Genomic DNA, 13354 nt, shown 5'->3' with positions numbered 1-13354 from the left:
GACCGCCTGCTTTAACTCTGCCGAAAATTAGTCTGCCGTCAAGACACCACTTACTGATGCCGGGGTGGTCTCGGACTTTGAGGCGTCAGACAGGACCGGCGTGGTGAGGCGCGCACAAGATACCCATGAAATAAGTTTCCATCTGGCGGAATACGCCTGAGTGTGATATTTTTGCAACTATACCAGTTTTTTGTTGCGAGTGACCCCGATATGCCTGCCCTTCCGCTGTCCCTGATCCGGGCGCATCTTGTGATCGACCACGATCAAGACGACCAGATTCTGACCCACTACGGCAACGTCAGCGCCATGTGGATCAGCGCCTATACCGGCCAGCCCTTCGACCCCGACAACGCCCTGATGGCGCAGGCCGCGTTGCTGCTGGTGGCGCAGATGTATGAGACCCGCGAGGCCATCACATTCAGCAATCAGTATATGTTGCCCTTCGGCGTCCTTGATTTGCTGTCGCCGCTGAAAGACCGCATCACCGGCTATGTCGCGCCCGTGGAGCCTGCCGAGGACGAGGTGACGCCGTGAGCATCACCCGCCGATCCAGCGATGCGCTGGCCCGCCGCCTTGCTGCCCTTCCGGCCGAGATCGTCGCCAAGGTCCAGCCGGCCATCCAGAAATCCGTGAACGAGATCGCCGCCGACGCGAAGACGCTGGCCGAAGCGAGCCGGGACGATGGCGATCTGATCCGGTCGATCGAGGCGACAGGCCCCGGCCAGACGACGCCCGCATACGGCACTGATGGGCGGCGCAAGTTGCACGATTTGCAGGGTGCTGTGACGGCCGGTGCGCCCGATGTGCGCCATGCGCATCTGATCGAATTTGGCACCGATCCGCACGTCAATGGCGGGCTGTTCGCGGGCACACAGCACCCCGGCACCGACCCGCAGCCGTTCCTGTTGCCTAGCTGGCGCTTGAACCGCGCCCGCGTCCAGCGCCGGATCAACCGCGCGATCCGCAAAGCCATCAAGGAGGCGTCGGCATGATCCCGTCCCTCGCCCTGCAACAGGCAGTCCGCGCCCGCCTGCTGGCCGATCCGTTCATTTCCGCATCGGTGCTGCCCGAGCGCATCCGCGCCGGTGACAGGCGACCGTCGGAATTCCCCAGCATCATCCTGTCGCCGGCCCGCACCGAAATCCTGGGTCGTGCTGCCGGTGGGCAGATCGTGGCCGAGGTTTCGGCCATGCTGCATGTCTGGGCCGACGCCGATGGGTCGGGCACGGGCGAAGGCATCGCGGCTGGGGTCTTCATGGCGCTGATCGACGCGCCCGAGGCCGAGGGTTTCGAGATAGACGAATGGCAGCGCCCGCACCTGACCTGGGTGGATCAGGCCGGCGCTGTCGCCAATGCCAGTTTCGGCACCGTCGCCTTGCGCGCCACGATCCGGTGGAGGGATCAATGAGGGCCGGCAAGCTACAGGCGCGCATCCAGATCGAGCGGCTGGAACTGCTGGTCAACGACAACGGCACCGCCCGGCAGCGTTGGTTGCCGATCCTGACGACCCGCGCCGAGGTCAAGGAGGCCAGCACCGACGAATTCCTGTTGAACCAGATCGTGGGCGACAAGAACCGCGCCGTGTTCCTGATCCGCTGGCCGGTGCAGACGATCACGACCGCCGACCGGCTGACCTATGCGGGCCGCGCGTGGAACATCGTCGGGCTGCAAGAGATCGGGCGCAGACGCGGGCTGGAAATCCGGTGCGAGGCCGTGGGCTGATGTCTGCGACCCATCTGCGCGGCGTGAAGACCCCTGCGGGCCGCGATCCTGACGCCATCAAGCGCAAGCCGCCGGTGCCCAAGCATCTGACGCCCTTCGCGGCGAAGGAATGGGACCGCGTGTTGCCCATGCTGATCCGGCGCGGGCTGATCTGTCAGGCCGATCTGGGTTTCGTGGAGGCGTATTGCGTGGCGCGCGGTCTGATCGTGGAGGCAGAGCTCCGGCGCAGGCAGAAGGGTGAGGACATGGCGAAATGGCTGCGCACCCAGAACGCCGCTATGCTGACCGCTGCCCGGCTGTCGGCGTCCCTGGGGCTGGACCCGTCCAGCCGGGCACGGCTGCTGGACAAGGACGCCGATGAAGATGACGGCGATGACCCGCTGGCGGTGCGGTGATGGCCAGCACGTTTCCCGAATGGATCTATGACGGCAGCCCTATCCCCGACCCCCTTGGGCATGGCGAGCGCGCGGTGGAATTTCTGCGCCGGCTGCGCCACCCGAACGCCGACAACACCAACGCGGCCCCGGCGGCAGCGAACACCAACAGCCATCCGCGCGCCTTCCAGCTTTGCGACTGGCAGGAACGCATCGTCAGGCGCATCTACGGGCCGCGCCACGCTGACGGGTCGCGCATCGTCAAGACCGTGTTCCTGATGCTGCCCCGTGGCAACCGCAAGACCAGCCTGGCCGCTGCGCTGGCGCTGCTGCATCTGTTCGGCCCCGAGACGCGGCCCGCCGGGCAGGTGGTCTTCGCCGCCTGCGACCGTGAACAGGCAAGCATCGGGTTTCGCGAGGCCGCGAACATCATCCGCGAGGACAAGCGGCTGATGAAGGCGGTGACGATCCGCGATGCGTTCAACAGCAAGAAGCAGATCACCTTCGGAAAGAACGGATCGACCTTGACCGCCCTTGCCAGCGATGGCGGTGCCGCCCACGGGCTGACGCCATCCTTCACGCTCATTGACGAGGTTCACGCATGGCGCGGGCGCGATCTGTGGGAGGCCATCAAGAGCGGGCAGGCTAAGTTGGATGACACGCTGATGGTGATCGCCACGACCGCCGGTCGCGGATCGGAAGGGCTTGCCGCCGATCAATTCGACTATGCGCGCCGCGTGGCATCGGGCGAGATCGAGAACGACGAATTCCTTCCGGTTCTGTTCGCCGCCGAACCGGATGCAGACTGGCAGGACGAAGCCGTCTGGCATCGCTGCAATCCCGGTCTGGCCTATGGCTTTCCGTCGCTGGCCGGGCTGCGGGCGCTGGCGAAGGAGGCGGAAGGCAACCCCGCCGAACTGGCGTCCTTCAAGCAATTCAACCTGAATATCTGGCAGGCCAACAGCCGCGACCCGCTGTTCGATCTGGACATTTACGACCAGCGCGCGTTGGAAGATGGCGATGCCGACCTGGAGACGCTGCCGGCCTATGTCGGCGTGGACCTGTCCGTTTCGGGCGACCTGACCGCCGTGGCCATCTGCTTCCGGCACGACGATGGGCAGATCACGTTGAGGTCGCGCGCTTTCGTGCCGGGCGAGAACCTGCGCCAGCGTGGCGACCGTGACGGAGCGCCCTATGAGCGGTGGCGCGACGAGGGGTTGATAGAGGTCTGCCCCGGCCCGATCATCGACAACGGCATGGTCGAGGACCACATTCGCGACCTGTGCGCGACCTTCGACGTGCAGGAGATCGCGGTGGACCCGCATCTTGCCGCCTTGATGATGCAGCGGCTGCATGACGATGGGTTGCCCGTCTTCGGCTTCCCGCAGCGGGTGCTGCCGATGGGCGTTGCTGCCGGTCAGCTTGAGCGGATCGTGACCGGGCGGCTGATCCGCCACAACGGCGACCCAGTGATGCGCCAGCATTTCGAGAATGTCGTGACCAGCCGCAACCCGACGACCGGGCTGGTTCGCATGCACAAGGCCCGCGCGAACAGCCGGATCGACGCCGCCGTTGCGTCCGCGATGGCCGTATCCCGCGCCGTGAGCGCCCATGAGACGAAATCCAGATATGACGACCCGGATGTTGCCGGGTTGCTAATTTTGTAACGAGTGAGAACGAAAAATGAGCGAACTTTCCGGCCTTGTGGTCGATGTCGAGGCCCGCATCACCAAGTTGGAGCGCGGGCTTCAGAAGGCGAACGAGGCGCAGCGCCGGGCCGCAGGCCAGATGGAGCGCACCGCCCGCGACAACGCCCGGCGGATCGGCCAAGCCTATGATAGCGTGGGGGCGCGGATGCAGCGCGCGTTCGCCGGCCTGCCGAACATGCTGCGCCTGGGCGGCGGGCTGCTGGCCGGCAGCGCGCTGTCGCGCCAGATCGGCGCATATAGCCGGCTGGCCGACGAGGCGACCGCGATGCGCAACGCCTTGGGCAATGCCGGGCTGGCGGGCGCGGAACTGGCCGAGACCTATGAGCAGCTTTTCAAGGCGGCACAGCGCAACAGCGCCCCGGTCAACTCGCTGGTCGATCTGTATAGCAAGCTGGCGCTGGCGCAGAACGAATTGGGCGTGTCCAGCGCCGATCTGATCCGATTCAGCGATGGCGTTGCGGTGGCGTTGCGCGTGGCCGGCACCGACGCGACCGCCGCCAGCGGGGCGTTGCTGCAACTGTCGCAGGCCCTTGGCGGTGGCATTGTCCGGGCCGAGGAATTCAACAGCATCTTAGAAGGAACGCCGACCATCGCGCAGGCCGTGGCGCGCGGGCTGAAAGAGGCGGGCGGCAGCGTGGCCGAACTGCGCCGGCTGGTGAATGACGGGCAGGTGTCCAGCACGGCGTTCTTCCGCGCCTTCGAGGTCGGTTCTGCCGATCTGCGCGAACAGGCCGCGAACGCGCAATCGACCGTCGCGGCTGCCATGACCCGGATCGGCAACAGCCTTGTCAGCGCCGCCGGTGATTTTGATCAGGCGTCCGGCGCATCGGCATCCCTCGCCCGAATGCTTGGCGAGGTCGCCGACGCGGTGGATGGCTTCGACGCCAGCGGCCTTGTCGCCGAGGTGCAGCGCATCGCCGACGCCTTCGGCGACGCAGAGGACGCGGTTTCGTCCTGGCTGCGGGCGCTGGCCGACGCGCAGGGGTTCGCGGACCTGAATGACGCGCTTGGGATCACCGAGGGCGGCCAGTTTCTGAATCCTGATGTGCGCGAGGCCGAACAGAAGATCGCCGGGCTGGAACGCGAGGTGCAGAACCTTCAAGCGCAGATCGAGAACAACAGCGAACTTGGGTTCGACAATTCCGAGGCCATCGCCCGGCTGCGCGAGGTGCGCGCGGAACTGGCCGCGATCCGGGCCGAGGCGGCAGCGTTGCCCCGGTATGTCAGCGGCATCCGACCGGACGGCACTGTCGTTCACGATATGAGCGATGCCGGCAAGCCCATCACCGGCTATGAGGCCCCGCCCAAGCCGACGCCGACCGCGCCGGTCAGCATCGCAGACTTTCCCGCCGCCCCGCCCAAATCGACAGGCGGCGGCGGTGGCAGACGCGGGCGTTCTGGTGGTGGCGGCGGTGGTGGCCGATCTGCGCCCCGGCCCGATGACTACGCCCGCGAAGTCGAGCAGGTCCGGCAGCGCACGCAGGCGCTACAGATCGAAACGGCCGAGATCGTCGCCGCTGCATCCGGTGAGCGCGAGCTGGCAGAGGCAATGGACTTCGCCCGCGCCAAGGCGGAATTGCTGCATGCGGCCCAACAGGCCGGCAAGACGATCACGCCCGAACTGGAAGCCGAGATCGACGGGCTGGCCGGCACCTATGTCAAAGCCGGTGCCGCTGCCGAGGAAGCCGCCGACCGCATCCGGCGGCTGCAGGACAACGCCCGCGACGGCGCAGAGGCGACCGCTGATCTGTTCATGGCCGCGACGGATGGCGCCGATACGTTCAAGCGGGCGCTGGTCGATCTGGCGCGCGCCATCGTTCGGAACCAGATTCTGCGCGTGGCGTCCAGCCTGCCCGGCATGTCGGCGCTGGGCGCGCTGCTGGCACCCCCGCCGGGTTTTGCCGAAGGCGGCTACACCGGGCCGGGCGGCAAATTCGAGCCGGCGGGGATCGTCCATGCGGGCGAGTATGTTATGCCCCAAGAGGTTGTGAAGCGTGTCGGAGCGGACAACCTTGAGGCGCTGCATAGGAGCGCGCTACGCGGCTATTCCGCCGGTGGCCTAGTCGGTGCTACCGGCCAGATCACGAAGGCCGCCAGCGACTCGCACAGCGGCGCTGCGAACGTCCAGAACATCACCATGTCGCCGACCATCAACGTGAACGCCAGCGGCGGCACCCCCGAGGCCAACGCAGACCTTGCCCGGCAGATCAGCGCCGAGACGGAGCGCGCCATGCGCGGGCTGGTGCGCGACGAATTAGTCAGGCAACACCGGACTGGCGCCATGCTGGCAGGAAGGAGATAAGACATGCCGGCACCAACCTTCACCCCGCCCATGCGCCCGTCCGCCGGAACCCAGATCACGCCCGAGGTCAACTTGCGGAAAGCGCCGTTCGGAGACGGCTATGGGCAGGCCAGCCCGAGCGGCTTGAACCACATTCGCAGGATCGTGCGGCTGGAATGGGCGTATCTGTCGCTGGATGAGGCGCAGCAGATCGACACGTTCCTGACCGGAAGGGGCGGGTATCGGGCGTTCACCTACACCCTGAACGGCGAGGCCCAGCCGAGGCGGTGGACCTGCGCAGAATGGCATATCGAGGACGGCCACCCGGCGCGCGTGACCGCGACGTTCCGAGAGTATTTCGGCCCGGAGGTGTGACGCGGGCGGCACGGCCCGACCGGAACCTGATCGTTCCGCCACGGCACCGGAGCGGTGTTACGCTTTTCTGCCGATACGGTGCCGCCCGACCGGAACGGAATATGTTACGCTTTTCTGCCGATACGGTGTTACGCTTTTCTGCCGATATAGAGTTGTTTCTTTAAGAAGTTGAAGAGAAGAAGAAGAGAAGAAGAAACGTATCGGCAGAAAAGCGTAACATCTTTCATCACCCTCCGGTCGGACGCTCCGGCACGGCTAAAGTGACGCAAACGTAAAGATGGAGATGTCCCCGGTCAACCGTCGCGGCTGCGCCGCTCCGGCTGATCTGGGGAACTGTTCAAGACCTGCCCCCGGTCGGACGCTGGCGCACCGCCAGCAACGCACCCCGTCAGATCACATCGCCTCCGGCCAACCGTCGCGGCTGCGCCGCTCCGGCGCGCCGCTGCGATCAGATCGGCACCCCGCCACGGTAGCGCCGCCGCCGACCCCACACCCGCACCCCACACACACCCCTGCACACGCACACGCACACGCGCACGTAGGGACCCACCAGCCACCAAATAGCCCTGAGAGCCGCTGAGAGCGCCGCACAGCGCGATCCTGACCGCCCCGGCTACCCAAGCCTACCAGAAGGCCAAGAACGCGCTGTATGGGCAAAATAGAGGGTCAAACAATTTTCGTGCCATCAGCGGCGCTGTAAGGCCCGCACAGCCCCAAGTCTATTCCGGCTACCCCAGCCTATCCCAAGGCCGAGATCGCGCTGTAAGGCCGGCTCTAGCGCCTCTGGCGGCAATTTCGGCTTGACGGGCAAGTGTTGCTGATATACCACGAGTGTTGCAGGGAGGCACCAATCCTGCGCCACCAAAGGGACCGACCACAATGACTGCTTTTCTGAGGAACGACCATGACCATCCACACGACCCCCGCGCCCCAAGACAGCGCCGCCTACTGGCACGGCGTCTTGAACCACATCCTTGACGGCAACGGCGAAATGCCTGCCGGCCCCGTGAAGCCGCCGGCACCCGAACTGGACCCGGACATTGCTACCAAGCTGCGCGCGATCCCTGACGGGCCGGAACGCGCTTATGTGCCTGCGCATGATGAATGGATGGATGCCGAGGGCCGGATATGGGATGCCAAGACGCATCCGCGCCCGACACCGGCCACGCCTGACCAGCCTGCCGCGCCATCCGATCCGATCATCCTGACCGACGAGGACATGGACTTTCTTCGGATTCATGCCGAGGCCGAGGAATCGCAGCCCGTCACCCGCCTGGCCCACCAGCCCGGCGAAACCCGTTACGACGCGGCATTTATCGACGCTCGCAACGCGGAGCAGGACTTCGCCACGGCTTTCAAGGATCACGGCGCTGGCGACCCCCGGACAACCGAGGCCGGCAAGCGCGTGATCGAAGCCCGCGCGCGGTTCAAGCGCGTGCAGGAGCAATACAAGGAGCACCCCGACGCCATGCGCCGGATCGACCAGATCGCGGAGCATCGCCAGACGCCAGAAGGCAAGAGGGGCCGGAGCGCCAGGTCGCGTTCCGAGTATGCCGCCAAGAAGGGCGGAAATGTTCGCGCCTACATGGATTTGTCGCCCATGAGTGACGCGGATCGCAAGCAGCACAAGAGGGGGCAGGCCCGGCAGCGCATGCGTAAGAAGCGCGCAGCCGCCAAGGCAGAAAAAGACGCTGCGAACTCCGCCTGATCATCACTATCCGCTTGCGCCCGAATCGCTCCGGGGGTATAACCCGCCTTGTCAATCGTTCTTCCTCGGAACGCTTGTCATTGTAGGTCCGCTGGGGTGGTGCCCGGCAAAGGAAACCCCCGGCAGCGTTGCGCTGACCGGGGCTTTTCTTCACTCGCACCCTGCCCATGTGTTGCCGATAAGTAACTACTTACTTTCAAGATCAGCCGACAGCATATTTCCTGTTGACAGCCTCAATTCCGGCTTGCGGCTGATTCGCAAAAATGCGATTATCTGGCATCGAAAACGCCAAAGACGAGGACGGCGACAGTGACGAACACCTATCTACCCGAAGACGAATGGGACGAGCGCCGCGACATGCTGGCCGGCACGATCCTGCTGCGCGAAGCTGCCGGCCTGATGGCGGGCAAGCCGGTCACGAACCCGGCGCTGGTCGAGGCCGCGCTGGAAGCCGCCGCCCAACAGATGGCCGAAATCGGGCTGATGCCGGAGACGGCGCGCGAGAGGATCGCAGCATGACCTGACGAGATCGGGCTGACACACCCGGCGGGCCAACAGCCGCGAACGTGTTGGGGATTAGACGGCGAGTGCCCCGGCGTTATTGAGGCGCGAAAACCCCGTCACGGATGGCCGGCGTTCCTGGTTGGCGCGATCCGAAAAGAACCCCGAGGGTGGTCACGTCCCCTCGGGGTTTTTCTTTGCCGTGTCGGCCCAAGTTGACGCAACGTCATCCGGTCATTTTCTGGTCGGTTCCACTGTTACAAAACTTGCTGTAAGCCGTTGATTTTTCGATGATAAACGAAAATTCAATCCTCTCTCGCAGCACCATGATCCAGCCCCCGCGATCTTGCCCTGCACGCGCGTCCTGCACCTCATCGGCACGCTCGATGCTGCGCGCGCTTGAGGCGGGCGGGGCTTGCCGTTAACAAGATCGGGTTGCAAGGAAGGCCCGCATGCCGATCACGCTGAAGACTGTCGATCCCGATTTCGAAGCCGGCTTTGTCCGGATGCTGTCGGCCAAGCGCGAGGGCGCGACCGATGTGAACGATTCGGTGGCGGCGATCATTGCCGATGTGCGGGCGCGCGGGGATGCGGCCCTGTGCGAGTTGACGGCCCGCTTCGACCGTCTGGACCTGCCCGCCGACCGGCTGCGGTTTTCGGCCGCCGAGATTGCAGAGCAAACAGCCCTGGTTCCGGCCGAGGATCGCGCCGCCCTGACCCTGGCCGCGGAACGGATCCGCGCCTATCACGCACGGCAGATGCCCGAGGATGTCAGCTGGACCGACCCCGAGGGCGCGACGCTCGGCTGGCGCTGGACCCCGGTCTCGGCTGCGGGGCTTTACGTGCCGGGCGGGCAGGCGGCCTATCCCTCCAGCGTGCTGATGAACGCGATCCCGGCGCGCGTCGCGGGGGTGGAGCGGCTGGTGATCTGCGTGCCGACGCCCGACGGCGCGGTCAGCCCGCTGGTCCTGCTGGCGGCGCAACTGTCGGGCATCGACGAGATCTATCGCGTCGGCGGCGCGCAGGCGATCGCCGCGCTGGCCTATGGCACGGCGACGATCGCGCCGGTGGACAAGATCACCGGCCCCGGAAACGCCTATGTCGCGGCGGCCAAGCGACAGGTCTTTGGCCGCGTCGGGATCGACATGATCGCCGGCCCGTCCGAGGTTCTGGTGATCGCCGAAGGGCCGCAGAATCCCGAATGGCTGGCGCTGGACCTGCTGGCGCAGGCCGAACACGACGCCGATGCGCAGTCGATCCTGATCGCCACCGACGAGGCCTTGGCCCATGCGGTCGCGGGCGCGGTCGACCGGCTGCTGCCGACGCTGCCGCGCGCGGAGATCGCCGGCGCAAGCTGGCGCGATCACGGCACGATCATCGTCGCCCGCGATCTGGACGAGGCGGCGGATCTGTCGAACCGGATCGCGCCCGAACATCTGGAACTGTGCGTCGAGAACCCCGAGGCGCTGGCGGCACGATGCGTCCACGCCGGCGCGATCTTTCTTGGCGCGCACACGCCCGAGGCGGTGGGCGATTATGTCAGCGGGCCGAATCACGTCCTGCCGACGGCGCGGTCGGCGCGGTTTTCGTCCGGGCTATCGGTGCTGGATTTTCTCAAGCGCACGACGCTTGCGCGGCTGACGCCGGGGGCGCTGGCCCGGATCGGGCCGGCGGCGGTGCGGCTGGCATCGGCCGAAGGATTGCACGCCCACGGCGCCTCGGTCGAGGCGCGGCTGGCCATGTTGAACGACAGGGGAACCGAATGAGCCGTCTGACCCGCATCGAGATCGACGATTCCGCGATCCCGCCCGCCACGCCCGAGATGGAACAGGAACGCCGCGTCGCGGTGTTCGACCTGATCGAGGACAACGTCTTCGCCGTGCCCGGCCGCGACGGCCAGCCGCCGCCCGACGGCCCCTTCGCGCTGGACCTGGCCATCCGCGAAGGCAGGCTGGTCTTCGACGTGACCACCGAGGATGCTGAGAAGGTGGCGGAATTCCATCTGTCGCTTGGCCCGTTCCGGCAGGTGGTCAAGGATTATTTCCAGATCTGCGAAAGCTATTTCGACGCGGTCAAGAAACTGCCGCCGGCCCAGATCGAGACAATCGACATGGCCCGACGCGGCATCCACAACGAAGGCGCGCGCACCCTGCAAGAGCGGCTTGAGGGCAAGGCGGAACTGGACATCGACACCGCGCGGCGCCTGTTCACCCTTGTCTGCGCGTTGATCCCGCAGCGGGCCTGACCGGATGGCGCAGGACAAGATACCCCATTCGGTGCTGTTCTGCTGCGATCACAACGCGATCCGGTCGCCCATGGCCGAAGGGATGATGAAAAAATTCTATGGCCGCACCGCCTATGTGCAGTCGGCGGGCGTCAAGAACGACATGGAGATCGACGGTTTCGCCATCGCCGTCTGCGACGAGATCGGGGTGAAGCTGGAAAACCACCGCAGCCGCAGCTTCGAGGAGATGCGCGACTGGGGCGACGATCTGGGCGGGTTCGATCTGATCGTCGCCCTGTCGCCGGCCAGCCAGCGTCTGGCGCTGGAACTGACGCGGGTGTTCCATCTGGACATCGAATACTGGCCGATCATGGACCCCACGGGTCTGGCCGAGGGGCGCGAGGCCAAGCTTGCCGTCTATCGCCAGACGCGCGACCAGATCCGCAGCAAGATGATCGAGCGTTTCGGCGAACCGACCGAGCCGCAGACCTAGCCGCACCTGAACGCGCGCGCGGCGGCGGCCAGAAGCCTACACGACGCAGGCCCCGCCCATCGTCGCGTCGCCCGCGTTGTTGCGGAAGAACGCGAACATCTCGCGGCCCATGCCTTCGCTGCTGGGGGCGGGGTCGAATGGCTGCGGTGTGCGGCTGTCGAAATCCTCGGCCAGGCAGTCGATGGCGCCGGTGGTGGCGTCCAGGCGAATCAGATCGCCGTCGCGCAGCCGCGCCAGCGGTCCGCCGACCGATGCCTCGGGCGAGATGTGGATCGCCGCCGGCACCTTGCCCGACGCGCCCGACATGCGCCCGTCGGTCAGCAGCGCGACCTTCAGCCCGCGATCCTGCAACACGGCCAGCATCGGCGTCAGCGAATGCAGTTCCGGCATCCCGTTGGCGCGCGGCCCCTGGAACCGGACGACCACCACGGTGTCTTCGGTGAATTCGCCCGCCTTGAACGCGGCCTTCACCTGTTCCTGATCGCTGAAAACGCGCGCCTTCGCCTCGATCCGGTGCCGTTCCTCGGCCACGGCGCTGATCTTGATGACGCCGCGGCCCAGATTGCCGTCAAGCTGCTTCAGCCCGCCGGTCCTTGCGAACGGATTGCTGGCCGGGCGCAGGATCCTGTCGTTCAGCGTCTCGGCCGCGCCCTGCTGCCACCGGACGCGGTCGCCCTCAAGCCTCGGTTCGGCGGTATAGCCGTCCAGACCGGTGCCGTTGATGGTCTTGACATCCGCGTGCAGCAGACCCGCCTCAAGCAGTTGTCCGATCATGTATCCCAGCCCGCCTGCGGCGTGGAAATGGTTCACGTCGGCCAGCCCGTTCGGATAGACCCGCGCCATCAGGGGCACGGCTTCGGAAATGTCGTGAAAATCCTCGATATCCAGCAGAACGCCCGCAGCCCGCGCCATGGCCGGCAGGTGCATGACCAGATTGGTCGACCCGCCCGTGGCCATCAGACCCACGATGCCGTTCACGAACGCCCTTTCGTCCAGCACATGCCCGGCAGGCAGATATTCGTTGCCCAACCCGGTGATCGCGGCGGCCCGTTCGACGCCGGCGACGGTCAGCGCCTCGCGCAGCGGCGTGTTGGGATTGACGAAGCTGGACCCGGGCAGATGCAGGCCCATGAACTCCATCAGCATCTGGTTGCTGTTCGCGGTGCCATAGAAGGTGCAGGTGCCGGGCGAATGATAGGATGCCATCTCGGCCTGCATCAGCGTGGCGCGGTCGACCTCTCCGGCGGCGAATTGCTGGCGGACCTTCGATTTCTCGTCGTTGGGAAGCCCCGAGGGCATCGGCCCCGCCGGGATGAACACCGCCGGAACATGCCCGAACGTCGCCGCCGCGATGACCAGACCGGGCACGATCTTGTCGCACACGCCCAGATACAGCGCCGAATCGAAACAGTCATGCGACAGCGCGACGCCCGCCGCCAGCGCGATCACATCGCGCGAGAACAGCGACAACTCCATCCCCGGCCGACCCTGGGTGACGCCGTCGCACATGGCGGGAACGCCGCCGGCAACCTGCACCGTCGCGCCGGCCGCGTGCCCCGCGCGGCGGATCACGTCGGGAAATTTCTCATAAGGCTGATGCGCCGACAGCATGTCGTTATAGGCGGTGACGATGCCGATATTGGGCTTGCGGGTGGTCGCCATGTCCTCCTTGTCGTCCATCGCGGCATAGGCATGGGCCTGATTGCCGCAGGACAGATGCGCGCGGCGGGGTCCCTCCTCGGCCGCGCGGGCGATCTTGTGCAGATAGGCGTCGCGCGCGGTGCCCGAGCGTTCGCGGATCCGGTCAGTCACCCGGTCGATGGTGGCGTTCAGCGTCATCTTGCAGCCTCCGTTTGCTTGCCGCCCACTATATCCCGTTAGCGATAACGCTTCAATATCCCCTGCCGGCGCGGGCGGGCCGGTGCTTGTGCAGGCGGCGGCCGCGTGTCAGATCGGCCCGGAAAGGA

General features: G+C 66.1%; 14 protein-coding genes. 13 read left to right on the top strand and 1 reads right to left on the bottom strand.

All coding sequences use genetic code 11. From position 1 onward, the window contains the following. Window positions 1-210: 210 nt before the first annotated feature. The 13 genes from JHW45_RS10750 (at window position 211) to JHW45_RS10690 (ending at window position 11387) form a co-directional block, all read left to right on the top strand. A complete protein-coding gene (locus tag JHW45_RS10750) occupies window positions 211-534 on the top strand; it encodes a head-tail connector protein (protein ID WP_272857697.1) in 324 nt (107 codons plus the stop codon). Continuing rightward, complete coding sequence (locus JHW45_RS10745) at window positions 531-992, top strand: HK97 gp10 family phage protein (protein ID WP_272857696.1); 462 nt, start codon at window positions 531-533, stop codon at window positions 990-992. The genes JHW45_RS10750 and JHW45_RS10745 overlap by 4 nt, the downstream gene beginning before the upstream one ends. Beyond that, window positions 989-1408: a tail completion protein gp17 gene (gp17, locus tag JHW45_RS10740; protein WP_272857695.1), complete on the top strand. Its 420-nt coding sequence runs from the start codon at window positions 989-991 to the stop codon at window positions 1406-1408. Before JHW45_RS10745 ends, gp17 begins: the two co-directional genes overlap by 4 nt. Beyond that, the gene (locus tag JHW45_RS10735; protein ID WP_272857694.1) at window positions 1405-1722 is read left to right on the top strand and encodes a head-tail adaptor protein; all 318 of its coding nucleotides are present in this window, start codon (window positions 1405-1407) and stop codon (window positions 1720-1722) included. The genes gp17 and JHW45_RS10735 overlap by 4 nt, the downstream gene beginning before the upstream one ends. Next, complete coding sequence (locus tag JHW45_RS10730) at window positions 1722-2117, top strand: P27 family phage terminase small subunit (protein WP_272857693.1); 396 nt, start codon at window positions 1722-1724, stop codon at window positions 2115-2117. Before JHW45_RS10735 ends, JHW45_RS10730 begins: the two co-directional genes overlap by 1 nt. Then, complete coding sequence (locus JHW45_RS10725; RefSeq protein WP_272857692.1) at window positions 2117-3763, top strand: terminase large subunit; 1647 nt, start codon at window positions 2117-2119, stop codon at window positions 3761-3763. The genes JHW45_RS10730 and JHW45_RS10725 overlap by 1 nt, the downstream gene beginning before the upstream one ends. Window positions 3764-3779: 16 nt before the next feature. Next, window positions 3780-6107 (top strand): tape measure protein, encoded by a 2328-nt coding sequence (locus JHW45_RS10720; RefSeq protein ID WP_272857691.1) that lies wholly within the window; start codon window positions 3780-3782, stop codon window positions 6105-6107. Between the two features lie 3 nt (window positions 6108-6110). Further along, complete coding sequence (locus JHW45_RS10715) at window positions 6111-6461, top strand: phage tail protein (protein WP_272857690.1); 351 nt, start codon at window positions 6111-6113, stop codon at window positions 6459-6461. Between the two features lie 904 nt (window positions 6462-7365). After that, the gene (locus JHW45_RS10710; protein ID WP_272857689.1) at window positions 7366-8169 is read left to right on the top strand and encodes a hypothetical protein; all 804 of its coding nucleotides are present in this window, start codon (window positions 7366-7368) and stop codon (window positions 8167-8169) included. 309 nt (window positions 8170-8478) lie between these two features. After that, on the top strand, window positions 8479-8688 hold the full coding sequence (locus tag JHW45_RS10705) for a hypothetical protein (RefSeq protein ID WP_272857688.1): 210 nt from the start codon (window positions 8479-8481) through the stop codon (window positions 8686-8688). Between the two features lie 434 nt (window positions 8689-9122). Continuing rightward, entirely contained in the window at window positions 9123-10436 is a 1314-nt protein-coding gene (hisD, locus tag JHW45_RS10700) for a histidinol dehydrogenase (protein ID WP_272857687.1), read from the top strand. Continuing rightward, window positions 10433-10915, top strand: coding sequence for a UPF0262 family protein (locus tag JHW45_RS10695; protein ID WP_272857686.1), 483 nt, complete (start codon window positions 10433-10435; stop codon window positions 10913-10915). The genes hisD and JHW45_RS10695 overlap by 4 nt, the downstream gene beginning before the upstream one ends. Before the next feature lie 4 nt (window positions 10916-10919). Beyond that, a complete protein-coding gene (locus JHW45_RS10690) occupies window positions 10920-11387 on the top strand; it encodes an arsenate-mycothiol transferase ArsC (protein WP_272857685.1) in 468 nt (155 codons plus the stop codon). 36 nt (window positions 11388-11423) lie between these two features. Here the strand turns inward: JHW45_RS10690 and edd are convergent, their stop codons facing one another. Next, window positions 11424-13226, bottom strand: coding sequence for a phosphogluconate dehydratase (gene edd, locus JHW45_RS10685; protein WP_272857684.1), 1803 nt, complete (start codon window positions 13224-13226; stop codon window positions 11424-11426). Between the last annotated feature and the right edge of the window lie 128 nt (window positions 13227-13354).

The organism is Paracoccus stylophorae (assembly GCF_028553765.1).
GTDB classification, from domain to species: domain Bacteria; phylum Pseudomonadota; class Alphaproteobacteria; order Rhodobacterales; family Rhodobacteraceae; genus Paracoccus; species Paracoccus stylophorae.
This window is presented reverse-complemented; position numbering and strand designations above follow the sequence as displayed.